General features: G+C 56.7%; 18 protein-coding genes and 1 CRISPR repeat array (1 of these 19 cut by a window edge). Of the genes, 12 read left to right on the forward strand and 6 right to left on the reverse strand.

The window, feature by feature from the left end; all coding sequences use genetic code 11:
• The first annotated feature begins 142 nt into the window (after positions 1-142).
• The 3 genes from ELE36_RS03115 (at position 143) to ELE36_RS03130 (ending at position 2,567) form a co-directional block, all read left to right on the forward strand.
• Positions 143-352, forward strand: a complete 210-nt coding sequence (locus ELE36_RS03115; RefSeq protein WP_129831702.1) for a hypothetical protein — start codon at positions 143-145, stop codon at positions 350-352.
• Positions 353-2,281 carry a choice-of-anchor Q domain-containing protein gene (locus tag ELE36_RS20925; protein WP_165371452.1) on the forward strand — a complete coding sequence of 643 codons (1,929 nt, stop codon included), beginning with the start codon at positions 353-355 and terminating at the stop codon, positions 2,279-2,281. It begins immediately after the preceding gene.
• A 103-nt stretch (positions 2,282-2,384) separates the two neighbouring features.
• Positions 2,385-2,567: a hypothetical protein gene (locus ELE36_RS03130; protein WP_129831704.1), complete on the forward strand. Its 183-nt coding sequence runs from the start codon at positions 2,385-2,387 to the stop codon at positions 2,565-2,567.
• Between the two features lie 57 nt (positions 2,568-2,624).
• Here ELE36_RS03130 and ELE36_RS03135 read toward each other — a convergent pair whose 3' ends face one another.
• Both ELE36_RS03135 and ELE36_RS03140 read right to left on the reverse strand, forming a co-directional pair.
• The gene (locus tag ELE36_RS03135) at positions 2,625-2,981 is read right to left on the reverse strand and encodes an HU family DNA-binding protein (RefSeq protein WP_129831705.1); all 357 of its coding nucleotides are present in this window, start codon (positions 2,979-2,981) and stop codon (positions 2,625-2,627) included.
• A 100-nt stretch (positions 2,982-3,081) separates the two neighbouring features.
• Positions 3,082-3,339, reverse strand: coding sequence for a helix-turn-helix domain-containing protein (locus ELE36_RS03140; RefSeq protein ID WP_129831706.1), 258 nt, complete (start codon positions 3,337-3,339; stop codon positions 3,082-3,084).
• 88 nt (positions 3,340-3,427) lie between these two features.
• On the opposite strand from ELE36_RS03140, the gene ELE36_RS03145 reads away from it, so the two are divergent.
• The 5 genes from ELE36_RS03145 to ELE36_RS03165 all read left to right on the forward strand — a co-directional run bounded on the left by ELE36_RS03145 (position 3,428) and on the right by ELE36_RS03165 (position 11,316).
• Positions 3,428-3,652, forward strand: coding sequence for a hypothetical protein (locus ELE36_RS03145; protein WP_129831142.1), 225 nt, complete (start codon positions 3,428-3,430; stop codon positions 3,650-3,652).
• 387 nt (positions 3,653-4,039) lie between these two features.
• Positions 4,040-8,821, forward strand: coding sequence for an RHS repeat domain-containing protein (locus ELE36_RS03150; protein WP_165371453.1), 4,782 nt, complete (start codon positions 4,040-4,042; stop codon positions 8,819-8,821).
• 538 nt (positions 8,822-9,359) lie between these two features.
• Entirely contained in the window at positions 9,360-9,920 is a 561-nt protein-coding gene (locus ELE36_RS03155) for a hypothetical protein (RefSeq protein ID WP_207215851.1), read from the forward strand.
• Positions 9,921-9,989: 69 nt separating this feature from the next.
• Positions 9,990-10,289, forward strand: a complete 300-nt coding sequence (locus ELE36_RS03160; RefSeq protein WP_129831709.1) for a hypothetical protein — start codon at positions 9,990-9,992, stop codon at positions 10,287-10,289.
• Between the two features lie 37 nt (positions 10,290-10,326).
• Positions 10,327-11,316: a hypothetical protein gene (locus tag ELE36_RS03165; protein WP_129831710.1), complete on the forward strand. Its 990-nt coding sequence runs from the start codon at positions 10,327-10,329 to the stop codon at positions 11,314-11,316.
• 388 nt (positions 11,317-11,704) lie between these two features.
• On the opposite strand, the gene ELE36_RS03170 is transcribed toward ELE36_RS03165, so the two are convergent.
• The 4 genes from ELE36_RS03170 to ELE36_RS03185 form a co-directional block, all read right to left on the reverse strand.
• The gene (locus ELE36_RS03170; protein ID WP_129831711.1) at positions 11,705-13,042 is read right to left on the reverse strand and encodes an esterase/lipase family protein; all 1,338 of its coding nucleotides are present in this window, start codon (positions 13,040-13,042) and stop codon (positions 11,705-11,707) included.
• 203 nt (positions 13,043-13,245) lie between these two features.
• A complete protein-coding gene (locus tag ELE36_RS03175) occupies positions 13,246-13,962 on the reverse strand; it encodes a hypothetical protein (RefSeq protein WP_165371454.1) in 717 nt (238 codons plus the stop codon).
• Positions 13,963-14,060: 98 nt separating this feature from the next.
• Complete coding sequence (locus ELE36_RS03180) at positions 14,061-14,363, reverse strand: hypothetical protein (RefSeq protein WP_129831713.1); 303 nt, start codon at positions 14,361-14,363, stop codon at positions 14,061-14,063.
• Between the two features lie 476 nt (positions 14,364-14,839).
• A complete protein-coding gene (locus tag ELE36_RS03185) occupies positions 14,840-15,379 on the reverse strand; it encodes a hypothetical protein (RefSeq protein WP_129831714.1) in 540 nt (179 codons plus the stop codon).
• A gap of 295 nt (positions 15,380-15,674) precedes the next feature.
• On the opposite strand from ELE36_RS03185, the gene ELE36_RS03190 reads away from it, so the two are divergent.
• The 4 genes from ELE36_RS03190 (at position 15,675) to ELE36_RS03205 (ending at position 20,696) form a co-directional block, all read left to right on the forward strand.
• On the forward strand, positions 15,675-17,744 hold the full coding sequence (locus ELE36_RS03190; RefSeq protein ID WP_129831715.1) for an endonuclease: 2,070 nt from the start codon (positions 15,675-15,677) through the stop codon (positions 17,742-17,744).
• Positions 17,745-18,597: 853 nt separating this feature from the next.
• Positions 18,598-19,116: a transglycosylase SLT domain-containing protein gene (locus ELE36_RS03195; RefSeq protein WP_129831716.1), complete on the forward strand. Its 519-nt coding sequence runs from the start codon at positions 18,598-18,600 to the stop codon at positions 19,114-19,116.
• A 98-nt stretch (positions 19,117-19,214) separates the two neighbouring features.
• On the forward strand, positions 19,215-19,799 hold the full coding sequence (locus tag ELE36_RS03200; protein ID WP_129831717.1) for a hypothetical protein: 585 nt from the start codon (positions 19,215-19,217) through the stop codon (positions 19,797-19,799).
• Positions 19,800-19,802: 3 nt separating this feature from the next.
• On the forward strand, positions 19,803-20,696 hold the full coding sequence (locus tag ELE36_RS03205) for a tetratricopeptide repeat protein (protein WP_129831718.1): 894 nt from the start codon (positions 19,803-19,805) through the stop codon (positions 20,694-20,696).
• A 19-nt stretch (positions 20,697-20,715) separates the two neighbouring features.
• Positions 20,716-26,726: direct repeats of the CRISPR family, unit length 28 nt; unit sequence TTTCTGAGCTGCCTATGCGGCAGCGAAC; it runs 1,524 nt beyond the window's last position.

Here is a 26,726-nt window from a genome sequence, read left to right on the forward strand (position 1 = left end):
CGCGGGATCTATGCCAAGCAGGCCGAGGCCGAAGGAATGGAGTAAAAAAAGAAACGTAACTGCGCTCACGGTCCGGTTGCAATGGGTGGCGTGCTCGTCGCGAGCGCGAACAAATTACCGCTGTTTACTTGAGGAGATAAGCATGTCAATCGAGACGAGTGGACGATCCTCTATCGAGGCCTTATTCATCGAGCACGAGGGTCGCGATCCGACCCTTTTGTCGTCACCGGGCGGGCTTATCGACGCCTTAGTCAGTTCACTGGATGCCTTGAGCGCATTTCGGGCGATCAGCCCCTTGGAGCAGAGCTATATTACCTATCGGCGTGATGCCAAGATTCCCGGCAGAGACTGAATGTTCAGACTTCCCAAGAGACTTACTAAATGCGTTTGCACTTCGCATCTGGATATGGGGCGTGTGAGGCCGCTATCCCGCAAGCATGCCCCTCAGCTAGTTTTGGTCGTGCTCGCCCTAGTATTTTGCATGTCTTCGGCAGTGCATGCGACTCAGATTGGCTGCGCTGGCACGACGGGCGACAGCGGAGGCTTGATAGAGGCAATCACCAACGCGAACGACAGCGTTAGCGGTGCCGATACTATCGAGCTCGCTCCGCTATGTACCTATACATTCAGCGTTGCAGATAACTGGTGGTATGGCCCCAACGCGCTTCCACCGATTGCATCGACCATCGTCATCAATGGTAATGGCGCCACTTTGCAAGCTACACATGTTGGCGACCCGACGCCGATGACAGTAAATGCATTTCGTTTCTTTTATGTCTCCGGCGGTCTCGAATTACGCGCCGGTAGCTTGACTCTCAATGATCTAACGCTGAGTGGCGGCTATGCCAAGGGAGGCGATAGCTGGACGAGAGGCGGAGGCGGCGGTGCCGGCATGGGCGGGGCTATCTTCAATCAGGGTCGACTCACACTCGCGGCAGTCACCTTGACTGGCAACGTCGCGCAGGGTGGAACCAACGTCATGAAAGCATTAACCGGAACCTATGGAGCGGCGTATGGCGGTGGCGGTATGGGTGAGGATGCACCCATCGATGGCGACAGTGGCAACGGTGGTGGATTTGGCGGTAGCTTTAGCGGTGTCGGTGGCCTAGGGGCCCCTATCGGGCAATCAGGTGGCGGCGGAGGCGGCGGATTTATCACGGGGTCAAACGGCAATGGATCCACGGGAGGTGGTATGGGCGCCCTTGGCAATGGTTCTGCGGATGGTGGCGATGGCGGTTCTGGCAGGACAGGTGCTGGTGCGGGCGGTGATTTTGGCACCGGCGGTCACCGTGGCGATATTCCTACCAATAATGGCAGTCCAGGCGGCGGCGGCGGAGGCGGAGGTATCGGCGGTGGCGGTGGGAGTTCAGGAGCTTTTTTGTCGGATGGCGGCGGCGGTGGTTTCGGCGGCGGCGGTGGTGGTGGCTACGAAGATTTCATTTACGGGATAGGTGGTGTTGGCGGTTTTGGCGGTGGCGGCGGCGGTAGCATCACCGGCGCTGAAGCGGTGCAAGGTGGTTTCGGCGGCGGATATGGATTCGCCGAAAGAGGCGGGAGCGGAAGCGGGATGGGCGGCGCAATCTTCAATCATGCAGGAACTGTCGACCTGACCAATGTCAGCATCAGTGGGAACGCAGCCAATGGAGGTGCAGGCGGTGATGGATCCGGTATAGGCGGCGCAATCTTCAATCTCAATGGTGCGGTCAGCATGAATTTTTGCACGATCGCAGCCAATAGCGTGTCAGGCACCAACGGCAACGACGCGAGCACAGGGGCCAGCGATAGCGCTATCTACTCGCTGGCGTATGGCAACGTGATCCAGAACGGTTCAGCAAGTGCAGCCTCGCTCCGCATTGCTAACAGCATCGTGTATGGCAACGGCAGCGCGACCAACGACGTTGCAAACAATGTCGTCCCAGGTACGCTTGCAACTAACTCAGGCAATACAGCCACGGTCACATACGTCGGCGCGAATATCATAGATTCGTTCGGAAATTTTGGGTTGGCAAGCAGCGTTGGCTCGCCCCCTATGACAAATGATCCGAAACTTGAGCCGTTGCAAAACAATGGTGGTAACACGCAAACGATGGCGCTACAGGCAGACAGCCCGGCCATTGATGCAGCAATCCCCTGCGCACATTTGCCGGCGACCGATCAGCGAGGGAACGCGCGTATCTGGGGTTCTGCACCTGATTTAGGGGCATATGAGTACGGGTCATCGCCAGGAAGAAATGACGATATTTTTCGCGCTGGATTCGATAGCACCTACAACTGTCCGTGAACTAGATTTGCAGAGAAGCCCCGGGCCACGTCTTCCAATGGTTGTGTCGAAATAAGGCTCGGGCATACTTCGTGTAAATCTCACGACCCTTGCTGAAAAGGGGTTGGTCGAACTCGGCGGGGAAAATCCGCAGCGGACGTTGACGAGCGATGAACTCTCCAACGCGATGGCCAAAGGCCATGCCGTGACGCAGGCGCGCACGCGCATGCTGGAAACCCTCTATTTGGCGTATCGGCGCGATGATCAGACCTTGCGGTCACTCGACCATTTGCCTGCACCGAAGTGAGGTGTTGCCTGGCGATCGGTGCGATCGCCAGGCAACACCCGAGCCATCGCGTCCGGATCAGCCGGCGGCGTCCTTGAGTTTCTTCAGCGTGCGTACCTTCATTTTCATGCTGGCCGGCTTGGCCGCAAACCAGCGCTCTTCCTTGGTGAACGGATCTACGCCCTTGCGCTTGGGTTTGGCGGCCACGGCATGGGCCGTGATCTTGAGCAGGCCGGGCAGGGTGAAATGGCCCGCGCCTTTCTTGTGCAGCGAACCAGTGATGGCATGCTCAAGTGACGTCAGCACGGCACGCACGCCCTTGGCATCCACACCGCTGTCGCTCGCCAGATGCGCGATGAGCGCTGTCTTGGTCAATACATCGGTAATCGGTTTGCGCGCGGATACTTTTGCGGCGATCTTCTTGGTCGTTGCCATCGGTATTTTCTTCCTCGATTGAAAGGGGAGTTGCGAGAGCGAGTGTAAAGCCAAATTCCGGTGACGACACACGCACGCCGGGTGCATGCGTAGGCGCTGCCTACTCGGTGTCCTGAAGCTGACTCGCCAGATCGACTTCAAGCAACCAGGCCAGCGGTACACCCAGAGCGACGGCGAGTTTCTCCATGTTGTCCAGCGCGATGTTGCGGCGCAGACGTTCGACATGAGCGACAAACGTGCGATCGAGTCCGGCTTCGAGCGCGAGTGTGTCCTGCGACCAGCCGTGGATCGCGCGCAACCGTTTCAGATTCAGTGCGAGCACTTCACGGGGATTGGCGCGGGGAGGGGTGCGTTTCACCCGCCCACTGTCGGTGTGTAGCGTGTTTACGTCACCGGTGTTAAAGTCACAATCGTAGTCTTTGTCGTTCGATTTTTTCGGAGTTCACATGACCCTGCATCCCGCGCTTCGGCTGCTGCTGAAAAGTCTGGCCTTCCTGGTCAAGGCCGCACTGGTTCTGGCCTGTGTGTCGATCTGGCTGGCCTTCGTCGTGCTGGGCATCGTGCTCCGGAAAAGCCGCACCCAGCAGCATGACCGTGGCGTCTACCACGAGTTGAGGAGTATGGAAGTTGCGTTTCCACCCTTCATCTACGGGCCGATGCCGCCCGAGTAGAAAATGGTGCGTGCGCTGATCCCTCGGTATCCTGTGTACAACACGTTGAAGACCGTCGCACGCTCGAAGTCACAGTAGATGATCCTGTGGCTGTTCACGTATCCGGCGCTGTTTATTCAGCTCGGCGTGGCCAAGGATTTATGAGTACATTTGCGGGCTGTGCGCGAATGCCTGAGACAATCGTCTCTCTGGGTACTCTATTCAGCTTTTGCGTGATCGTCTGCGCAAGGCAAATGTCTTACACGCAAAGCCGCGAACTACGGACATAAGTCGTCACTTTCCGCTGCTAGGCTACGGCAGAACTGCCGTCTGCCATTGCGCGCGGCAATGTGGAGAGCAAGATTGAATTCTGAGTTCCAATGTAATTTCAAACGATCGGAGAAGGGAATGGCAAAGGTGAAAGGGATATTGGGTTTGGCGCTCGGCGTGTTCTTCGTCGGTACGCTCAACGCCTCCGTGCAGTTGCAAAATTTCACGGTCGAGCCATCGATACCCCCGCCGCCTGCTCCCGCATTGCCGAAGCCACAACCCTCGAACCCGAAGGTCGGGGTGACCACGCTGAATACGTTGTCGACGGTAGATTCCTCGATCGACTACACCGACCTGATTCGTTCGCAAAGCGCGGTCGGTTCGCTGGATGGCGGATTGCTCGGCGAGTCGATTGACTACTACACCGGCCAGACCGATTTCGTCGCAACCGATGTCAGTCTGCCGGGCAACAATGCGTTGCCCGTCGCGGTCGGGCGTCGCTACCATGTAGCGAATCACGCCGGCGGTGTCCTGGCCGGCGCCTTCGGCGATTGGGATCTGGAAATCCCCCATATCGAAGGCGTCGTGGCCACCGCGACCGGCTGGACGGTTCCCGGTGCAGGTACGGATTCACGCTGCACCTATTTTGCGGCCCCGCCGGCGACCACGGTGACGACACCGAACGGCACGGGAACAGTCACAACCTCCGTGCCGTCCAGCGAGTACGGCGTGGGTTACGCCATCGTCGTGCCCGGCGCCGGACGTCACGAACTCCTGTTGCGTGCATCGGGCAATACGCAGAGTCCCGGCAGTGGCTATCCGATCGTCTCGCAGGATTGGTGGGCCTCGGGATGCGTGCAGCGCGCCGGTGTTCCGCTCGGCAATCCGCCGACACCCGATGAAGGTTTCCAGGTCAAGTCGCCCACTGGCGTCACTTACACCTTCGATCAGTATTCGGCGCGATCCTATCCTTCGTATCAACGTCCGGCAGACAGTACCACCGCGGGACTGATGGCAACGCTGCCGCGTCAGCAGGTCTGGATGCTGCCGACCAATATCACCGATCGTTTTGGCAACTGGGTCAACTACACCTACACGACCAATGGCGCCACGCTGTCGCTGAGGACGATCACGTCCAGCGACGGCCGCACCATCACGTTGAGCTATTCCGGTGACCAAGTCAGCTCGGTCTCGGATGGCACGCGCACCTGGTCGTATGGGTATTCCGCTGGATCGCTGAGCAGTGTGACCTTGCCCGATGGTTCCAGCTGGGCGATCAATTTTGCCACCCTGAACTCGACCAGTTGGACTTACAGCGGAGCTACCTGCACGTCGCTGCCGACACCCTCGTTCAACAGCTCGGCGAGCGGTACGATCCGGCATCCGACCGGCGCCTCCGGCACCTTCACCTTCACCGTGACGCGGCAAGGACGCAACGGCGCGCCGAGCAGCTGCCTGAGCAACAGCGCCGGCGTGCAGTTCGCCGCCGTCCAGCCGAGCGTGTACGACGTGCTCGCCCTGACCCGGAAGGTGATCACTGGCCCCGGCATTTCCTCCTTGCCTTGGACACTGGCCTACGCCGGCTGTTCGTCGAGCTCGTGCAGCGCCAGCAAGACCGCGACCGTCACCGATCCGCTGAGCCACACCACCGTCTACACGTTCGGCGCAACCTACAACGCCAACGCGGATCTCGATACCGAAGGCCAGCTACAGAGCAAGGTCAGCGGCAGCGGGCTGCGAACGGAGCAATACACGTATTACACCGCCAGCGGCCACGCCTATCCCTCCCAAGCCGGAACGCCCGCACAGGTGCGCGGCGACCTCGCCCCCCTCACGACGCTACGTCCCACGCAGAGCGTGACCACGACCGTCAATGGCGCGAGCTATACGCAGACCATGGGCAGCCCGGACGCCTACGGCTACCCGACTTCGATCACGCATCAGGGATCGAGCAGCAAGACCGACACGCTGAGCTACAACCACAACACCACGACCTGGGTCCTCGGCACGCTGTACAGCAAGTCCGATGCTGCGCAGGAATGGTATGCCTACCTGAACAGCTACAGCCAGCCGACGATCATCGATCGTTTCGGTCGGCAGGATCGCAGCATGAGTTATGCCGGCGACGGCACGTTGCAGTCGATTACCGATGGCGCAAGCCACACCACGTATTACTCCAACTACAAGCGCGGCATTCCGCAAAGCATCACCCATCCGGGCGGTGGCTCCGAGTCACTATCCGTCAACAATCTGGGCGGCATCTCGACCTGGGTAGACACACTGAGTCACCAGACCAGCTACGGTTTCGACAGCATGGGGCGGCTGTCCAGCATCAACCCGCCGGCGGGTTACCACTCAACCAATATCTCCTGGTCCACCGGCAGCGGCGGATGGACGCGCACGGAGACGCGCGGCAGCTACAGCAAGATCGACACCTACGATGCGTTCCTGCATTCCACCAACACCAGCGAAACCAATAATCGTATCGTCAACCGCACCTTCGATGCGGATGGCCATGCGACGTTCGTTTCCTATCCGTATTCGAGCAGCGGCATCACCTCGGTTTACGATGCGCTCGGGCAGTTGAAATCACAAACGGATGGTGGTGCATATCCGATCACCTACACCTACGGTGCCAATGCGTTGACGGTCCTCGATCGCAACGGGGAGAGCACGCTCTACAACTTCCTGACCTACGACGGTCCCAGCACGGCATGGCCGACCTACATCGCTGGGCCGATCGCGACGACCAACATCACGCGCGACAGCTGGGGCAAGCCCACGTCCTTGCAGCGTGGCGGCGTTACGCGCAGCCGGACCTACAACAGCAATCAGTTGCTCTACACCACGACCGAACCGGAAAACGGCACGACCACTTACGGCTACGACGGGGCGGCGAATGTCACCTCAATCAATCACAATGGCGCATCGACCGAAACGCTCGGGTATGACGCGCGCAATCGCCTGAAAAGTGTCAGCTACTCCACGGGCGATCCGAGTGTGGCAATGACCTGGCGCACGGATAGCCAGCTCGATACCGCGACGCGTGGGAACGTCACGCTCACACGCGGCTACGACGGCGCAGGCTTGCCGACCTCCGAGTCGTACGTGATCGGCTCGGCGACCTACGATCTGACCTATGGCTACGACCTCGATCAGCATCTGAGTTCGCTGACCTATCCCGACAACACCGTCATCAACTACAACCCCAATGTCTTCGGTCAGCCAACTACATCGGGCAGCTACGCGACCGGCGCCAGCTATTACGCCAACGGCGCGATCAACGGCTTCAGCTACGGCAACGGCATTGCGCATACCTCGTCCCAAGAGTCTCGCCAGTTGCCGTACACGGTGACGGATGCCGGCGTGTACTCGTACAAGTACGGCTACGACGGCAATGCGAACCCGACCTCGATCACCGATCAGCTCAGTGGTACGAACACCAAGGCACTGACCTATGACGCCGGCAATCGCCTGCACACCACGAACGCATCGAGCCTGTGGGGCAATACCACCTTTACCTACGATACCCAGGACAATCTCACCGCCGACTCGACGGGCAGCCTGAGTTACACGATCGATGGTTCCAATCGTCTGAGCAATGCGACGATCGGCGGTGTCAGCACCGCGCTGACGTATGACACACGCGGCAATCTGAGCCAGAAGGGCACGGGCAGTACGGCGACGAACTACACCTTCGATGGCAGTAACGAATTGACGAAAGTCGTGCAGGGTGGCAACACATACACCTACAGTTACGATGCGTCTGGACGCCGCGCAACAGCGACAACCTCGGTGATGGGATCGTCCGGCTTGGTGCCGACCCTGCAGGTCGCGAGCATCTACGATATCGGCGGACATTTGGTCTACGAGGCATCGACCGCAAACCCGAATCCCGATCTAATTTTCGCGAATGGTTTCGAGCCGGCCGTGTCGCCCTCCACGACCACGAAATATTTTTATCTCGGCAGCCATGCCGTTGCCAAGGACAGCAAGAACGGCGCGATTGATACGCTGCTGTACCTGCATACCGATCCGCTCGGCTCACCCGTGGCGCAAACCAGCACCACCGGCGCGATCGCGGGCACGACAACCTATCTGCCTTATGGCGGCCGCTACGCGAGCACCGGGACAGGCAACAGTGCGGGCTTGGGATATTCCAGCCACTACCTGGACGCGAGCGGGCTGATCTACATGCGTGCGCGGTATTACGATCCGCAGTTGCATCGATTTATCAGTGGCGATCCGAACGGCGTCGATGCGGGCACGGCGCTGAATTACAATCGGTATTCGTATGCCGGCAACAGCCCGTATGCGAAGTACGATCCGAGCGGGAGGGAATCGGCGTGTGTACTGAGGAGAAGTTGTGCGGGCAACGGAATAGGATCAGGCAGTGACATCCCTATGGCTGTTGGCGGGGCAGCGGCTATCGCTGTAGGGGCTTACGTAGGTGCGGAAGTGATAGGTGGCGCCGCGGCCGTTTTGAGTCCTGTTGCCGCAGATATGATTGCTTACGGTTGGATCAACGGATTTTTGGCCAATCCCTACACCGTGGCTACTGTCGGTGGCGCTGCCTACGAAACTGCGCTGATGGTGGGGTCGGGGGCGTTTAGCCCAACATCGACCGCTAGCATGGGTGACCTGACTGAAGCCGAAATAAATCAAATTCAAGGAGTGGTAAATCAGGCTGGACGCCCCTTAAGCGTTGTCGGTTCGGCAGCGCAAGGAGCAAGAACAGCTGAAAGCGATATTGATTACGTTGTCGGCCCAAGCAGCCTGCCTCACTATGATGGCCTTGAAGGCGAGCTTCCTGGTATCGACCCCGATCATGGCATCATTCCGGGATATCCAAATCCAGACATAGGACCAAGCATACCTTTCGAGCCTACCGACTTTCCCGATGGAGATCCGTTTGAATAAGTGGGGATTAATGTGAGTGCACTAATTCGATTCTGGTTTGAATTTGAACCGTCGCCCAAGCCCTCTGCGTTGAACTTGGGCTGTGGAATTACTGCATATAACTATGATGATGCACTGGGCCTTTTGGAAGAGCACGTGTTCAAAAATAAGGCGTGCCCCGAGATAATTCGGCATACGGCTAACGTCGATGTGCTCTCACTTGATGCGAAACACGTGCTGCCCAATATGGGGCTGGTGACGAAACGAGGGATTTGGTTTCCGATGCTCTGATATTTTTCATAGACCTCGACAGAAGCTTCTGCTTCGGTTATGTCTGCAGCAGACACTGTGAACGTATCAGGTGAGGGGCAAGTATTTACGATCCCCAATGAACAATTACCAAATCTTTCGCCACCTACAATCGATGACTCGATGCCGATACCTGATGACGGATGGTGAGGGTAGGCGGCAAGAATTTTCGTGAATCTAGGAAAAGCGGAACATGATTTTATATCGACCGGTAGACATACACGAGCTTAAGCTCGTGTATGAGAGTGGGATGAAAGAATTCCCACCTCGACTAACGGGGCAACCTATCTTCTATCCGGTTTTGAACTTGCAATACGCCAGCGAGATTGCTGAACGATGGAACGCGACGGGGCCGTCGTTTTCAGGATACGTGACGAAATTTGTTGTGGATGATTTGTGCGCGGCTCGATATGAACCGCATCAAGTCGGCGCGAAGTATCACATGGAGCTTTGGGTTCCCGCCGGTGAATTGTCCGCATTCAACACGCATATTTCCGCGCCCATCGAAGTGGCATCGGCGTTTTTTGGAGAGAATTTTAAAGGGTACGTTCCCGAGCGGTTTGGATTGAAGGGCAAAAATGTCACCGAGCAATTCGTTGCGCTGGCGCATACCCTTGACTACAGCGGCATGGATTTCAAGATGGAGATCAAGGCCAACCACGCAGCCGTATTTTTGAACCACGCGTTTTGGGTGCAACACAATTTTTCCAGCAGCGGAATCGATGAAAGCACTCAGCGTCGAGTGCTTAAGGCAATCGATAACATCTGGTACGAGGCATTTGCGAATATGGTTCTGCCAAAGCCCCCTTGACCCGCTTCCAGTCGTCGGACGCGGCTGGATTTTCGAGCTTCATGGCATGATAGAAATTGGAAGCTGTAAATGGACAAGATAACGATTTCAGTCCCAGGATTTGATGCCGTGACGCAGGGTGAGCAAATAAAAGCGCATTGCGGTCGGGCGGGCAGTTCTGAAAGATATTCGGGTGGTGGGATTTCTTGTCGCTCAGATCGTTATCTTTTTCGCGTTACTGCGGTATATATTTATTCCCTTTCCGCACAGATGCGCGCTTCTATTTCTGCGTGGCATGCATTGCCGTCGCCTTCCTCCTTGGCAGATACATCACTGAGAAGGTTTCGCGTGAAAATAGATTGTTTACTTAGCAAAATAGCATTCTCGTGAGAGAGGCGTACTTAGCTAGATCACGATACGAAAAGTTTTGAGTATTGAACGTACCGATATGGCCAAGTTGAAACATATTTTCTCTGCGATGCTCGGTCTCGCCCTGTGCATTATGAGTGTGCTCGCTATTGCGGCGATTCCGAAATCGGAACGTAAGGTTCTGACGACGCTCTATCTGGCGACAGGGGGCGATGGTTGGAATATCAATAACAATTGGTGTAATGGAACATGCCCGCTTATAGGCACGCCAAAGTTCAACGCGCCGGGGACCGAATGCACTTGGGCGCACGTCACCTGCAACGCGGACCAAACGCACGTGACGGTGCTTGTTCTTGGTGACAATAATTTGGTGGGACAGCTCACGTCGCTCCAAGGCTTGACCCAATTGCAAGCCTTCGCGGCATCGTGGAACAATCTTTCGGGATCTATTCCGGATTTCTCAGGCATGACCTCCCTGCAGGACATTGATTTGAGCACCGATCAGCTATCCGGCTCTTTTCCGGATCTGACGAAATTGACAGGGTTGTACCACATTGATGTCAGCTTCAACCAACTGAGCGGCTCGATACCTGACTTCTCGAACTTACCTTTACTGGAAGGCATAAATGCGAACAACAACCAGTTGTCGGGCACCCTTCCGCCGCTTGTTGGTCTGCCGCAACTCCAAGAGCTGCAACTAAGCAACAACCGCTTCTCTGGTGCGATGCCAACGTTCGCCGGTCTTTACGACCTTGATCTGATTACCCTGGATGGCAATCTTCTCACGGGGTCGTTGCCCGATTTGTCGGATCTCAATGTCGGTATTTTTTATGCAGACCACAACCAGCTTACCGGTTCGGTCACACCAACAAATAATTTGGATATCGCCAGAATTTGCCCAAATCCGCTCAGTCTTGAACCCAATGCCAATGATGCGGCATGGGACTATGCGACCCGAAACACACCGTGGTGGGGGCCAGCCGGAGAAGGATGCGATCACATTTTTTCTGATCCGTTTGGTGAATATTCAAATACAAAACCCCTCTGACGTTGCGCACTGATTGCTTGGAATTATGGTGTTGGTAAATCGACAAGAGCCCTATGGAATGGCGATCAGGCGCAGAGACTTCTTTGCCCGCATACGATACTCAGGTTAGGTGCCCGCGCCTTCCCCCCCTGTAGTGGCGCGGCACCGACCGAAAGGCGGCTCCCTGAGCCGCCTTCTTTAGCTCTTTTACTATCACATAATCTCTTTTATGTGATCGTTTCCCGCTGTCGACCCTAATTTGACGTCCGAAACTGGGGCTGGCAAAAAAAGTAGACCTCAGTAACCCATGCGGAATGATTTAAAAATGACACTCTGATCAGCTGTATTAAGTCGAGCATCGAGCGAGCGGAGATATGTTTTGGTCGTTACGAGTCTTCCCAAAATGGAGTTATTTCGGCGCCCGGAACACGAACAAATCAGGACTTTGCTCACGGCGAATGGTGATCTGGATCAAGATAGTTCGATCCGCCCCAAACATCGCATTCTGCTGTGCAGGCGTCAGAAGAATGCCACCGACATCGTCATACCCGAAGGTTTTGTAGCCGGCGGATTTTGCTTTCACCTGGGGCAACGCGGTGACACTGATCTCCAGGTTTTTCCCCACGGAGGTCAGCAATCCCTTCAGACGCGTGCAATTGAACAAAAGCGCACGGTACGACTTGTCGTCTGAGTAGACATGGGCGTCGACGAGAACGTCCTCCTGCACAGTTTTTGTGAGCTCATCATCGACATCGTCTGCCGTCGGGGCGGTATCGCCACTGGGCACATAAGCTTCAATCAAATAGTCCGTCACGGGCTGTGCCTGATTATCGATCAGGTGGATCACCGTGTTCTGATATCCCTGCGTGTTCTTGTCGAGGTCCTGGCTTACTTCCAACGTGCCGCTGGCTGCCTGCAGCGCATCGCAGTAATCCTCGAAGGTCGCATCGTCTGTAGCGAGTGCGTCAAGAATCCTCGGCAGGGTGTCGGGATTGGTACCACCTTGTGCGATCGTGCCGTGATTCTCGCCAGCAAGGCGCAGGAATGCGGTTCGACCGACGTGAGCGATCGATTCGTAAACGGGATTCTGAGGATCCGTGGAAAAGTCCGCACGGATCAGAATCGGATTGAGGTTGGCGGTAGAGACCCGAACCGTTCCATCACTTCCCGCTGAGTTCGCAATGGCGCGGATGCCGGAGTAGCCGATCGTGCCGACCAAGACGGTGCAGAGCACCCGATTGGGTCCATACCAGACGTTGGCTGGATCAAAACGATCTTTGAGGGCAAGGTTCCAACTGTACGGACTCGCAAGCTCCAGCCCCTTCAAAATATGTGTCCCGGTCTGGAAAGGCTCGTTTAACTTGAACCCCTTGACCACACGACCGAGGAACGACTGGCCCGTCGTTGCCAAGGGCGAGCCGAAGTTCGCGGGTGCGAGCATCACCAGGCGCTTGATCGGATTCGTGGCAGGTTGAAAGAAAGCCGTCATCCAGTCCCGTACCACGAGTGCCCCGGTGCTGTGCACGATGACATCGACGGACCGAGGCGCCGTCGGCAGCCCGGTGCTCTTCCAGGCCGTATTCATCGCGTTGCGCAAGTCCGCGTAAGTGACTTCGTCGTCCATGGACACGTAGTCCGCCAGCCGGATGGTCGCAACCGAAAGCGCGGGGTTCGCCTTGCGCAGAAGACCGGCAAGAAAGTCGAAGGAATCGGCCGAGTCGCTCCAGCCATGAACAATTACCAACATGTCAGTCTCCGAGCATTAGCGCGTTGAGCGTGCGATCGTTTTTTGTATGCGAGAAATTTCGACGGAGAGATGAGGCATACAAACCACGCGACGCTCATCATGATCAACGCCAATGTCCGGGCGATGACATCTGTCTCCCTCCTGAATAGGAGTCGGCGCGTGGCGATTTGTCTCACCCTCGGCGAAAACTCAAGGATGCAGTCTTACCAGTCCGAACAGCTCGGATCAAAATCTCGTTGCGCCGCGCACACCACAGACTGCGGATCGATTGCCAGGCGCTGCGCAGGCTGCGCTCCGCGCAGATATCCCGTGGGCTGAAAAAACCAGAATACCGTTTGCCATCCGAGGCGCGTCAACGGCGTGAATGCAAGGACTTCTGGCATGGAGGGATGGATTGACCCATCCGTTTGAAATTGGAACGCCGGATACAAATGCTGGTTGCGGAAAATCACGCCTAACAGGCGCTTTTCCTGCTTTAGATGACTCAGGTATTCCACGGGATCGGCATCACAGATGGCTACATTGAGACGCGAAATTACTTCAGCGGGTGTCAGCCACGATTGATCCCGTAAAAGATCATTGCGCACCTGGCGCGCGACTTCGAGGGGGTCAACGAATACCTTCGGTGTGTCCGATAGGGCGTCCAACGGCGGCCATGAAACGGGCTCTTCATCCTCGTTTTCTGAATCTTTCGATTTCATGCGGGATATCTCGATGGGCGTCGGGTGACGGTGTGGTCTGGCGATACATTGTGCCAGCGTCGTCGCACCGTTTGCGACACCAACTTCCAGATCTTCGGGATCGCTATACGCAGCGAAGAAGCCGTCGGATTGGCGCGCTGGATTGCGATGCTCAGGCGCCTTCCCAGCCGTGAATCGGGTGCTGGTCGAAGCGGTCAGAGTTACCCAAAACGCGCCCAAGTTTTGACTATCAGAATGACCTGATTGCACCTACCGGGCGCAGCGAAATTCGTTTCGCCCGCCGCGACTGCCAGAAGTCGTTTAACTACGAACTATGCCTAAACCGCGGCACGGTACACCGCGATCGGACTCGCCCGATTCGACGTGACAGTCCCTGCCGGCAACGGACGAATGGTGCCATCGCGTGCCGTCTTGAGGATCGCCTCCATCGCCGGACTAGCGACGGGAATAACCACTTCAAAACTGCAGGCACAGGTCAGCACAATTCGCGATCGACTGGTCCTGCCGTCGCGTTGCAAAATCGGGTGTGTGCAATGACGATGCGTAAACCTTACGTCCCGTAGTGCAGCGTGATTGTCATCGTTCTTGCTCTTGCCGAAAAACCCGATTGCGATGGTCATAGCGTTTCTCCTCAACCCTGTTTGGACTCGGCCCGAGCGGAGTCGTTTGAACATTCTGTCGTCGATATATGCAGAACAGCTGAGCGATCCATCGCCGGCCTCAAGCATCCTATGCGGCGAGCTTTTCTGCGGAGTTAGTTTGCAGGTACCGCATGCGCCGGGATATGGGCGGCGTCTGAATGTCGTGTAGGAAATTTCCTACATCGCAACTGATGCCGAATCGATTTTGTGGCGGCGACCTCCAGGGCAACCGGCAAAGGAATACGCCATGGCTTCGGCCTTCACGCGGCCGAACATGTGGTTTCCTTGAATCTGATCCTGGGATCTACGGGGTGCGCCAGTTCCCCGACCGCTGCGCTCTACCTCAATGCCGTAGGCATTGAGGTAGGCGAGTTCGCTACGAAGATTTGGCAGTACCATCGCCGCCCATTTCCTCGAGGCGGTAATTCGTCTCGGAGGCGACTACCTTTCGAGTTTTACTTACTTTCTGGATTGGCAAAATCGCTCGCGACGGGCGCGGTCGTAGCGCTCGATATCCAGCAGTTGTATCCCACACTGGGCGGGTTCACGACGAGGAACGTGCTCACCGCATTCTTGAAATCCAGGCCGATCTGGAAACGTACTACCCTATCCGGGAGTGCGGCAGGATGGAACGCACCGAAGGCGTAGACACCGGCGAGTCCCAGTGCCCACATCTTGACGGAAAGCTCGACCGGCCTGGGGGAAACGGGTGACAGAAACATGGATGTGGCCGACTCGATCAAGGTTTTCGGGTCGATCGAATAGCTCGTCGAAACCCGCATGCCGACATAACGGGAACTTGGCTGCTTGAGTTGTGCAGTGCAGTCCTTGTCGTGCGCCGGGTCTTGAGATCCCGTGGACAGTAACGCTCGCACATGAGTCAACGTGAGCGATACCTTGCCGGATTGTTCCGAGCCGTCTGCCCAGGCGGATGAGCCGCAGAATGCGGCGAGCAGGGCGAGGGTGGCGGCAGAAGCGGATTTCTTGATGGACATAGTCTCTCTCCAGTGAGTGGGGAAATGAACACGGCACATCCCGACGATCTTCTGCACAGAACGTGCAGCGAATGCAGGCAGCGCTATGACTGCCACTATTCAAAGGACTAGGCACAAGGACAAATGTCTCACCTGGCAAGTCACGCAGGCTTTGGATGAGCGCGCTCCAGTGACCTTGCCGAAATTTAGTCTGCCCAGCGAATTGTGTTGGCATTCGGTCATATTTGTAAGCCAGAATGCGCTCGTCCTTAACGGGCTTTAATACCGGCATCTCTTTCGTTCTGGGGTCTTTTCAATGTCATTGGGAATCATGGCGCGCTGCGCCTTTGTCGTTCTGTGCGCGAGCGTGCGTCTGGCTTGGGCCGATACCGCGATCTTCATCAACGAAATTCATTACGACAACGTGGGTGCCGATACCGGGGAAGGTGTCGAAATCGCCGGACCCGCCGGGACCGACCTCACCGGCTGGAAGGTTATTCCCTACAACGGCAGTGGTGGGGGCCTTTACGCGCCAGACGCGACAGTGACCCTCTCCGGCCTCATTCCCACGACCTGCGGCGGCTACGGTGTCATTTCGGTACCGATCGTCGGACTGCAAAATGGTGCGCCCGATGGCTTGGCGTTGGTCGACAGCCACGGTGTTGTCATCCAGTTCTTGAGCTACGAAGGCATGTTTACCGCGACCAACGGACCGGCGTCCGGTTTACTCAGTTCCGACATCGGCGTTTCGGAAAGCGGTTCGGGTGCAGTCGGTCTGTCGCTGCAACTGTCGGGTAACGGCACCCAATACAGCAACTTCACGTGGCAAGCTGACGCAGCGTCGACGTTCGGTGCCTGCAATACCGGACAAACCTTCGGCACACCGCCTGATATCGCCCCGGCGATTACCAGTACGCTGCCCGCCAACGGCGCGACAAATGTGGCGCTGAATGCCTCGCTGTTGCTGACCTTCTCCGAAGCGGTGACCTTGACCAGCACCGCCGCCGATGTGCTCTGTACGAACAGCGGGTCGCACAGTGTCCTCATCAGTGGCACCGGGAATGCCTACACGCTCAATCCCGAGACCGACTTTGCGGTGGGAGAGAACTGTACGGTCACGATCGCCGCCGACCAAGTGACGGATCTGGACGGTATGCCAGACACCATGGCGCAGGACTACAGCTTCAGCTTTGCGACCGTACCGGGGGATGTGCCACCCACGGTCGCGACCACTGCGCCGGCGCTCGGCGCGATCGGTTTTCCGCGGGCTGCGAATCTGCAGATCACGTTCTCGGAGCCGGTGGCATTGGATACGAACTGGTTTCAGCTGAGCTGCGATGCCAGTGGTGTGCACACGGCCGTAGTGACGGGTAGCGGTGCGCTGTACACACTGAATCCGGATATCGATTTTGCAGCGATCGAACACTGCACGTGGATCGTCCTAGCCGATCACGTATACGATCTCGACGGCACGCCGGACGCGATGACGGCAAACGTCACCATCACGTTCGACACCGCGGCCGGTGCGACGGACTATTACGCGGGCGTGGATACCAGTAGCGGTCCTGCGCTGGAAGCCTGGTTGCACAACCGGATCAAGGATCACACCGCGTATCCGTATTCGGGTGGCACGACCAATACCTGGACGATCCTGCGTGCGGCGGATGAGGATCCGATGAACACGAACAACGTCGTCGACGTCTACAAGAACGTGTCGTATCCCAAGACCAGCAGCAGTCTCAATCGCGAACACACGTGGCCGAACTCCTACGGGTTCAATGACATTACCGCGGTGGGTGGCAATCCCTACCCTCCCTACACCGACTGCCACATGCTTTACATGGCCGACAGCTCGTATAACGAGAGTCGCAGCAACAAGCCGTACGGCAACTGTGCCGGAACCGGCACTTGCGTGGAGAAGACCACCCAGCTCACGAATGGCTTGGGTGGTAGTGGCCACTCGAACCTGACGTCATCGACGCGGTGGGAGACGTGGGATCACCGCAAGGGCGATGTGGCACGTGCGATCTTGTACATGTCGGTGCGGTATGACGGGGGAACGAACACGCAAGGACAGGCCGAGCCAGACTTGCGTGTCACGGACAATGCCAATCTGATCCAGACGACGGCGTCGGGCGTGACCGTTGCGATTGCCTATATGGGCATGCAGTCCAATCTGCTGGATTGGAATGATCTGGATCCGCCGGACCAGGGCGAGCAGTTACGAAACGAAGTGGTGTATTCCTTCCAGCACAATCGCAATCCGTTTATCGATCATCCGGAATGGGCGCGTTGCGCGGTTGCGAATACGAACTGTCCGGTGATTGTCGATGAGATTTTCCATGGCGATTTTGAGACTCCGGTCGCGACGGTGCTTGTTCATTAGCGGCGCGGCCGTGTAAATGACGCGCCGAATCAGGTCGTGATCGGCTTGAGCTGCTGCCGTTGCGCCTCGCCCCTCATCGACGTCTAGCGTCAAAACCGATAACGGCGGGCGCGCAAGTCGCCGCTGTACCCGTGTGTCTCACCCACCACGGGAAACGCAGACGACCGCGCGCGGCGCCGCGAAAACGTATATCACACTCACCGGTGACGCACCGAGAGCATAGTCATTTTGCGTCGCGTAAGCGGCAAATCGATATTTCCTGTCTATTTACAGAACGGGGCAATATTGGGACACCTATTACTGTCGAGTTTCACGTGGGATTGAGCTGGCACCTTCATCAAAGCTTGTGCTGCCGTCTGCCTTGCCACGACAGACTTTAGGAGACATTTCGCGGCTCAGTCTTGGGCGAAATCAACAGGCGCCCATATCGCGATGCGTGCGGCACACGCAAACTTCGGGTGCAGAAAGCTTGCGCCACCTGGCACAGGAACTTGGCGACGGAGCGCTCGGGGATTTTCGCTTGTCGCCCTGAGACTATTGCCGCTCTGCCAACTCTCTTATCTCAACTACGTGAGTTTGGCACTCAATGGCTACGCTGCAAGAATTTCTTAGTGATGAAGTGGTTTTACTACTTGCGGCGCTGTGCGCGTGCTTTTTTTCAACTTCTCACAGGTCGAAGCAATACGGCCGCGCTCCTGTATGGACGCATGCCAGACGGTAGCCAGTATTTCAGTCCCGAACCTGTCCAACTTCTGGTCGCAACGGTGGCTGGCGCGTCTTGTTCCGAAATCCGCACAAACATCGTCAAATAAATTGTAGTCGCCAATTGACCACATTTTGAAAAGGGATACTTATGCTGGCCTGGGGGAAAAGCGTTTCAAAACCTTTTCGAGATCGAGTTCTGGAAATTGGCGTAAACCTCGCGATCGACCCGAGCTATCTCATGGCGTGCATCGCGTTTGAGAGTGCGCGCACTTTCAGCGCGTCGATAGTGAATGCAGCAGGGAGCGGTGCCGTTGGACTGATTCAATTCATGCCACCTACGGCGCAAGCGCTGGGCACAACGACCAAGAAACTCAGCACCATGAGCGCCGTTGCCCAACTCGACTACGTTGAGAAATATTTTGCGCCGCAGAAAAACAAGCTCAAAACGCTTCCAGACGTCTACATGGCGATTCTTTGGCCGGCGGCTGTTGGGAAGCCAGGCAGCTTCGTGCTGTTTGATCGATCGGATCAAGCGAATCCGAAAAGATACGTGCAAAACGCCGGCCTCGATTACAACAAAGATGGACTCATCACGAAGGATGAAGCAAGCCGTCGCGTGGCTGAGGTGTTGCAGATCGGTTTGCAGCCTGACAATGCGAGTAATTGAGAATAAGAAAACTGTATGGCGCCCGCCATCCCACACGGTGTACTCGTGTTTCTTCAATGACACGTCAAGCACCCCTCGGTAACGCAGGATAAACAGTGATGTCAAACCTAACTCAAATGTCAGCCAACGATATTGTGGCGATTGCATCTGCAGGCGTCATGGGCCTTGCCGCTCTCGTCGTCGTGGGCACTCTCTTTAGGCCAAAAGCACCACAAGCACGCGTGCTATGGATGTGCATTGCGGTTCTCCTTCTCGGAGCTGTCGTCCAATTGGCGGACAAATGGATGCAGTACTTTGTCAACGGGAAGCATTTTTTGACGGTCAATATCACGCCTACGCCTAGTACATTTTCGTACTTCATCTCTAATGAAGAATCGGGCGGGCTTCAAAGCAAGCCTTATATATGGCTAGCTGGAGGGCCTTCGCAGTGTGTTCCGAATCAGTCGGGATACGATCCGGCCTATAAGGATTGCCCCGGGTTCGATCAAACCTTTCCATTGCTATCGAACAGCGATGTCATCGATGTGTCGGTCGAAGCCATCATGGTGGAGCTCCATGGTCGGCTCTTAAAAGCGCAGTTGGCCAGTCGCTCAAACGCGAGTCAGCTCGCGTCTCTGACGGTCAAAGACGATCGCGAATCGCAGATTAGCCAAGATCTCTCTACTTCTGTAAAGGCGCATTGATCCATGTACCTCAGAACCCTCCTCTTACTGCTCACAATCATTGGTGCGGCTGACGCTATGTGCTGCCCAAGCACGGCGACTTCGTCAGCTACCAACAAAGCGTTAGATGCCGTAAAAAACGCCAGATATTCGAGTGACATTGCGACGGCGGAAAAGCTTCTAGAGCCTGTGCTCAAGGCGGACCCCGACAACGTGCGAGCTCTGTATACACAAGGGCTCATTCATATTGACAAGAAGGAGTTCGCTGACGCGGAAGCGTCGGTATCCAAGGCTGCACAGATCCAGCAAGAATGTGCGGCAACGATCACCTCGCCCGACTATAGCGTGTACAACACGCTCGGCTGGGTTCAGATGATCCAAGGAAAGAACAAAGAAGCAGAAGACAACTATCTCAAGGCAATAAAGCAAATTGGTGCATCGAACCCTCAGTCCTTGATGCGGGCAAATAGCAATCTCGGATACCTGTATTTTGCGGAAGGCCGTTTCGCTGATGCGAGGCCGTATTTGAGCGAGGCATCGGCGGCAGGCTCGAAAGGTGCGGAAACTACGCTTAAGCAGCTGACAGACGCGCAAGCGCAGTACGACAAGGCTATCGCGCCCCGCGTCTTCGTGCAGGTGTCGGATCACGCACCTAAAGAGACCGGTCAAGCCGCCATCCAAACGCTTAAAGCGCTGCACTACAACGTGCCTGATCTTCAGATCGTGAATTTGGTGCCTAACACCGATGAGGTTCGTTATTTCCACGATGATGATAAGGCGAGGGCAGAGGCCCTTGCTCTGCAACTGACGACCGCTAACCTAGGGAAATTCAACGTCAAAGATTTCGTGGGAAAGACGCCGGGTGTGACGGTTCCGGAAAAGCAATTTGAAGTGTGGTTTGCCAACGGGAAAAATTAGTGGCACGCGTCGGCGATGATTTCTGAGCTGCCTGCGCGGCAGTGAACGATCGTGTGGATGTGTCGACCGCTATCAGTGTTTTCTGAGCTGCCTGCGCGGCAGTGAACACCACCGGCAAGCCGCTCGTGATCGACATCAATTTCTGAGCTGCCTGCGCGGCAGTGAACGCAGTGGGGCGCCACCGAGATCGGCATCAACTTTTCTGAGCTGCCTGCGCGGCAGTGAACAGTCAACGCACAACTTTCAAGGCTCCGATAATTTTCTGAGCTGCCTGCGCGGCAGTGAACTTTCGCTACGTGGCGATCACCGAGTACGACTTTTTCTGAGCTGCCTGCGCGGCAGTGAACAGCCTGCGCTTTCCGCCCGGCCAATGGATGATTTTCTGAGCTGCCTGCGCGGCAGTGAACCATTTGATGGGTATTTTTGCACGCGCGGAGCGCAATCTTTCTGAGCTGCCTATGCGGCAGCGAACGACACCACTCGCCGTGGCTTATCGTTTCAACCTTTCTGAGCTGCCTATGCGGCAGCGAACGATGGGGCGGATGCTGTCGCTGTCGCAGTGCATTTCTGAGCTGCCTATGCGGCAGCGAACTTACTGCTGCACTCAAGCCCGTCATGGCGATGTTTCTGAGCTGCCTATGCGGCAGCGAACGTTGAGCCTGAAGTGATTTGCGACGTGATACCTTTCTGAGCTGCCTATGCGGCAGCGAACCCTTTACTCTTCGTCGCCGCTTTGGGCCTCAATTTCTGAGCTGCCTATGCGGCAGCGAACGCATCCGTCATCACACGCCTCGACGACGTGAATTTCTGAGCTGCCTATGCGGCAGCGAACGCTTCCGCCGCCCGCAAGCATGTGGCGCCCTTTTTCTGAGCTGCCTATGCGGCAGCGAACATGCGTTACCTGCTCAAGATGATTTTCAATGTTTTCTGAGCTGCCTATACGGCAGCGAACAGCCTATGGCGCTTGCCCGGCACGCTGTGGGCTTTCTGAGCTGCCTATGCGGCAGCGAACACTGCGCGTAATCGACGCCACAAACATCGTCCTTTCTGAGCTGCCTATGCGGCAGCGAACACACACCGTGCTCCCGGTTGGCGGCAGCACCTGTTTCTGAGCTGCCTATGCGGCAGCGAACGAAAAGCCGTTACCTTCGTATGTCCGCCCGGTTTTCTGAGCTGCCTATGCGGCAGCGAACATGGTGTCGCGGTGCAATCGCCCCCGGTTGGCTTTCTGAGCTGCCTATGCGGTAGCGAACGGTCGGGGTATAAGCACGCGCGCGACAAACGTTTTCTGAGCTGCCTATGCGGCAGCGAACCCTGCGCCCGGTGCAGCGCATGCACTACCACTTTTCTGAGCTGCCTATGCGGCAGCGAACACGCCGGCGTGCGCGGTGATCTGGCGCGTGACTTTCTGAGCTGCCTATGCGGCAGCGAACCTCCATGGGAAACACCGCGAACGTACGCTTCTTTTCTGAGCTGCCTATGCGGCAGCGAACATGCGCGACGCACACGCGCGGTTTGACGAATTTTTCTGAGCTGCCTATGCGGCAGCGAACCGATGCGCGCGCTGGCTCTAATCAGCCGCTCATTTCTGAGCTGCCTATGCGGCAGCGAACAGCAGGTTGAAGCTTACCGGGGGGCTTTGGAATTTCTGAGCTGCCTATGCGGCAGCGAACTAGGCGCAGCAGAACGCGCGGCGCATTTTACTTTTCTGAGCTGCCTATGCGGCAGCGAACCAGAACGGGCGCGGGGGCATCCGGGCGGCAACTTTCTGAGCTGCCTATGCGGCAGCGAACGACCTGGTCACCACGGTGACCTCGGAATTCAATTTCTGAGCTGCCTATGCGGCAGCGAACTCGAGATGACGATGAAAGGCTTCGACTCGGAATTTCTGAGCTGCCTATGCGGCAGCGAACGCGAACCCAGCGATGCTTTGCGGCGGCGACATTTTCTGAGCTGCCTATGCGGCAGCGAACCTGGGAGCGGCGGCGGTATGGGCTTTTCCGTGTTTCTGAGCTGCCTATGCGGCAGCGAACAATGCGCCCTGATCCTCAACAACATGGGTGATTTTCTGAGCTGCCTATGCGGCAGCGAACCGCGCGCGCTTATTCCAGAGCCGCTGGCCGTATTTCTGAGCTGCCTATGCGGCAGCGAACCGATCGGGCATTTCATTGTGCTGGTCGGTCATTTTCTGAGCTGCCTATGCGGCAGCGAACATGGTCTTCGTGGTTCACGTCTTTCTCCTGACTTTCTGAGCTGCCTATGCGGCAGCGAACTCATTTCTCCTTCCCTTTCTTCGACCACCAGTTTTCTGAGCTGCCTATGCGGCAGCGAACGTAGCAGGTATGGCTTTGTCAACGTAGATCGTTTTCTGAGCTGCCTATGCGGCAGCGAACTGGCGTCAAGGTATGCACGAACGTCGGCATATTTTCTGAGCTGCCTATGCGGCAGCGAACTTTCGGCTGCGGTAGGGTATGGCGTGTTTCCTTTTCTGAGCTGCCTATGCGGCAGCGAACGCCTCTATCTTGCGCTGATCCATACCGAGCACTTTCTGAGCTGCCTATGCGGCAGCGAACCCAACGCGGTCGCTCAATGTGATTTTGTAAGTTTTCTGAGCTGCCTATGCGGCAGCGAACTCGGCGCATCACCGCTCACGCGGATCTGCATCTTTCTGAGCTGCCTATGCGGCAGCGAACGGCATCCGGGCAGCGACGGCTGATATTCTCGTTTTCTGAGCTGCCTATGCGGCAGCGAACGTGCGGGGTGCCGCAAAACGGGCATTTTACGATTTCTGAGCTGCCTATGCGGCAGCGAACCTATGTCGATCCTGAAAATCGCACATGGTACTTTTCTGAGCTGCCTATGCGGCAGCGAACGATTACTTGCGCGAAATGCAATAGCACGGGAATTTCTGAGCTGCCTATGCGGCAGCGAACCCGAGCACAAGCCCTCCGAGCGGCCACACTTTTTTCTGAGCTGCCTATGCGGCAGCGAACATCGTAGGTTTCGCCGCGGCCGCCGGGGAAACTTTCTGAGCTGCCTATGCGGCAGCGAACCCAAAGCGGCGCAGCGAGTGTACGCGCTCGACTTTCTGAGCTGCCTATGCGGCAGCGAACGATTCTATCGATGCGCTAACTGCCCGCGTTGCTTTCTGAGCTGCCTATGCGGCAGCGAACTCGTGCGCCGATCAAACCGTAACGCTCTGCCATTTCTGAGCTGCCTATGCGGCAGCGAACGAAAGCAAGTGCGGCTAGCAGTAGTGTCGAACTTTCTGAGCTGCCTATGCGGCAGCGAACACGAAGATCCGATCAACAGCAACAACGCTTAGTTTCTGAGCTGCCTATGCGGCAGCGAACTGCTGCTCGTCTGTTGGATACACGTGCTGATTTTTCTGAGCTGCCTATGCGGCAGCGAACCCTTTGAGGTCAACCGCAGCACCTTTGGTGTCTTTCTGAGCTGCCTATGCGGCAGCGAACATGTCCGGGCGCGATGTGGCCAGCGTCCATGATTTCTGAGCTGCCTATGCGGCAGCGAACACCTGCGGAAATCGAAGCCGTACTCAAGACATTTTCTGAGCTGCCTATGCGGCAGCGAACGGCTACCGCACGGGGATGACCCCGGATGCGCATTTCTGAGCTGCCTATGCGGCAGCGAACGAAATGTGTCCCGATGTCAAGTGGGTGTCACATTTCTGAGCTGCCTATGCGGCAGCGAACACGTAGGCAGCATTGTGATCACCTGGACAACCTTTCTGAGCTGCCTATGCGGCAGCGAACGATAGCCGCCTTTATGGCCCACTCGCGCCGGTTTTCTGAGCTGCCTATGCGGCAGCGAACTCAGGAACCAGATGCGTGTATATCTCCGTCGTTTTCTGAGCTGCCTATGCGGCAGCGAACGCCCGATTACGCATCCAAGCTGTTCAAGAAGTTTTCTGAGCTGCCTATGCGGCAGCGAACCGTATCTGTAGCGCTGCGGAGATCTTTCTTCATTTCTGAGCTGCCTATGCGGCAGCGAACACAATCGGGCAATGCCGCCGCACACGCGTTAATTTCTGAGCTGCCTATGCGGCAGCGAACCAATCGCCAGCCGCGTAGTGCGCCAGTCTATATTTCTGAGCTGCCTATGCGGCAGCGAACGAACGCGGTGAACAAACCTTCGACGACGTCGGTTTCTGAGCTGCCTATGCGGCAGCGAACGGCTGGCGTCGGATCGGTCACTGTGACATTCGTTTCTGAGCTGCCTATGCGGCAGCGAACTGTATTCGCCGATATACATCGCGCGCTGTAGCTTTCTGAGCTGCCTATGCGGCAGCGAACAAAGTCGGTGTATTTAAGCGGCTTGAATTTCATTTCTGAGCTGCCTATGCGGCAGCGAACTTTCCTTCGATGGCGACGCCGGTAGATCCGTTTTTCTGAGCTGCCTATGCGGCAGCGAACGGTTGTCGCTTGTCACCGGGCCGGGCAGCAATTTTCTGAGCTGCCTATGCGGCAGCGAACTCCTGAATCTTTTTTGCGACGTATGGTTCGCATTTCTGAGCTGCCTATGCGGCAGCGAACTGACGGGGCAGCTCAGCCACGCCGCCAACGTATTTCTGAGCTGCCTATGCGGCAGCGAACCGGTGGGTAAAGTCGTCGCGAATTTCACGGCCTTTCTGAGCTGCCTATGCGGCAGCGAACCGAACGCGCTCATCCGGCCACCTCGTCAGCAATTTCTGAGCTGCCTATGCGGCAGCGAACCTCACCGCCGACCAGGTGGCGCAGTGGCTGATTTTCTGAGCTGCCTATGCGGCAGCGAACTTGGTCGAATCCGCCGAGGCGGATGCGCAGCTTTTCTGAGCTGCCTATGCGGCAGCGAACGCCGCAGTGGACGTGGTGTATGACAGCCGATATTTCTGAGCTGCCTATGCGGCAGCGAACAATTGACCGAGTCATCAGCGTGGAATTTATCGTTTCTGAGCTGCCTATGCGGCAGCGAACAACGAGAACCTATACACATCATTGTGCAGCAATTTCTGAGCTGCCTATGCGGCAGCGAACACAGCCACGCTTTCGACCTCGCATGCAGTCCATTTCTGAGCTGCCTATGCGGCAGCGAACGCGCGCTGGCGGGCATACTTTGCGGGTTTATATTTCTGAGCTGCCTATGCGGCAGCGAACCATCCGGGACTATATTGATTCTCAATTTTGACTTTCTGAGCTGCCTATGCGGCAGCGAACTCATCATCACTCAGCGGCACATACCCATCTATTTTCTGAGCTGCCTATGCGGCAGCGAACCGTGCGTTGTCTTGTGCCGACAGCGGCAACGTTTTCTGAGCTGCCTATGCGGCAGCGAACGAGGCATGGGACGAAGAGAATGGCGAAGAGTTTTTCTGAGCTGCCTATGCGGCAGCGAACATGCTTGCCGCAGTTCAGCAGCGCCGCCATCTTTTCTGAGCTGCCTATGCGGCAGCGAACGAGGGCAGCAACGCCTACGGCGGCTGGTGGCATTTCTGAGCTGCCTATGCGGCAGCGAACGCTTGGGTCATGGCGCTGAGCATCACGCAGATTTTCTGAGCTGCCTATGCGGCAGCGAACCGGTATGGCTCGGTCGTGCCTTCGGAAATTGATTTCTGAGCTGCCTATGCGGCAGCGAACAGCGGCATCGCCAGCAACGCGGCGGCGACTACTTTCTGAGCTGCCTATGCGGCAGCGAACCGTGGGTCGACCACAGCAAGTATTGGAGCATCTTTCTGAGCTGCCTATGCGGCAGCGAACGTGGTGGTGCCGGTATGGTTGTATACGTTGAATTTCTGAGCTGCCTATGCGGCAGCGAACAACTCGGTCTTGACGATGAACGGCTCGCTCAATTTCTGAGCTGCCTATGCGGCAGCGAACGTTGCCGGTCACTTGAATGCATCCTCGATAGCTTTCTGAGCTGCCTATGCGGCAGCGAACATCACCAGCGCGTACACGTGACCATGCGGCGTTTTCTGAGCTGCCTATGCGGCAGCGAACTCTGCGCCGATCAGCGCTGTGTGAATGGGTGGTTTCT

Origin of the sequence: Pseudolysobacter antarcticus, assembly GCF_004168365.1 — a bacterium.
Classification (GTDB): Bacteria; Pseudomonadota; Gammaproteobacteria; order Xanthomonadales; family Rhodanobacteraceae; genus Pseudolysobacter; species Pseudolysobacter antarcticus.

What these genes read in the sequence shown, in the direction of transcription:
- ELE36_RS03115 (WP_129831702.1), top strand. Translation starts at nt 143, where the DNA reads ATGTCAATCGAGACGAGTGGACGATCCTCTATCGAGGCCTTATTCATC.
- ELE36_RS20925 (WP_165371452.1), top strand. Translation starts at nt 353, where the DNA reads ATGTTCAGACTTCCCAAGAGACTTACTAAATGCGTTTGCACTTCGCAT.
- ELE36_RS03135 (WP_129831705.1), bottom strand. Translation starts at nt 2,981, where the DNA reads ATGGCAACGACCAAGAAGATCGCCGCAAAAGTATCCGCGCGCAAACCG.
- ELE36_RS03145 (WP_129831142.1), top strand. Translation starts at nt 3,428, where the DNA reads ATGACCCTGCATCCCGCGCTTCGGCTGCTGCTGAAAAGTCTGGCCTTC.
- ELE36_RS03150 (WP_165371453.1), top strand. Translation starts at nt 4,040, where the DNA reads ATGGCAAAGGTGAAAGGGATATTGGGTTTGGCGCTCGGCGTGTTCTTC.
- ELE36_RS03155 (WP_207215851.1), top strand. Translation starts at nt 9,360, where the DNA reads ATGAAAGAATTCCCACCTCGACTAACGGGGCAACCTATCTTCTATCCG.
- ELE36_RS03160 (WP_129831709.1), top strand. Translation starts at nt 9,990, where the DNA reads ATGGACAAGATAACGATTTCAGTCCCAGGATTTGATGCCGTGACGCAG.
- ELE36_RS03170 (WP_129831711.1), bottom strand. Translation starts at nt 13,042, where the DNA reads ATGTTGGTAATTGTTCATGGCTGGAGCGACTCGGCCGATTCCTTCGAC.
- ELE36_RS03180 (WP_129831713.1), bottom strand. Translation starts at nt 14,363, where the DNA reads ATGACCATCGCAATCGGGTTTTTCGGCAAGAGCAAGAACGATGACAAT.
- ELE36_RS03185 (WP_129831714.1), bottom strand. Translation starts at nt 15,379, where the DNA reads ATGTCCATCAAGAAATCCGCTTCTGCCGCCACCCTCGCCCTGCTCGCC.
- ELE36_RS03190 (WP_129831715.1), top strand. Translation starts at nt 15,675, where the DNA reads ATGTCATTGGGAATCATGGCGCGCTGCGCCTTTGTCGTTCTGTGCGCG.
- ELE36_RS03195 (WP_129831716.1), top strand. Translation starts at nt 18,598, where the DNA reads ATGCTGGCCTGGGGGAAAAGCGTTTCAAAACCTTTTCGAGATCGAGTT.
- ELE36_RS03200 (WP_129831717.1), top strand. Translation starts at nt 19,215, where the DNA reads ATGTCAAACCTAACTCAAATGTCAGCCAACGATATTGTGGCGATTGCA.
- ELE36_RS03205 (WP_129831718.1), top strand. Translation starts at nt 19,803, where the DNA reads ATGTACCTCAGAACCCTCCTCTTACTGCTCACAATCATTGGTGCGGCT.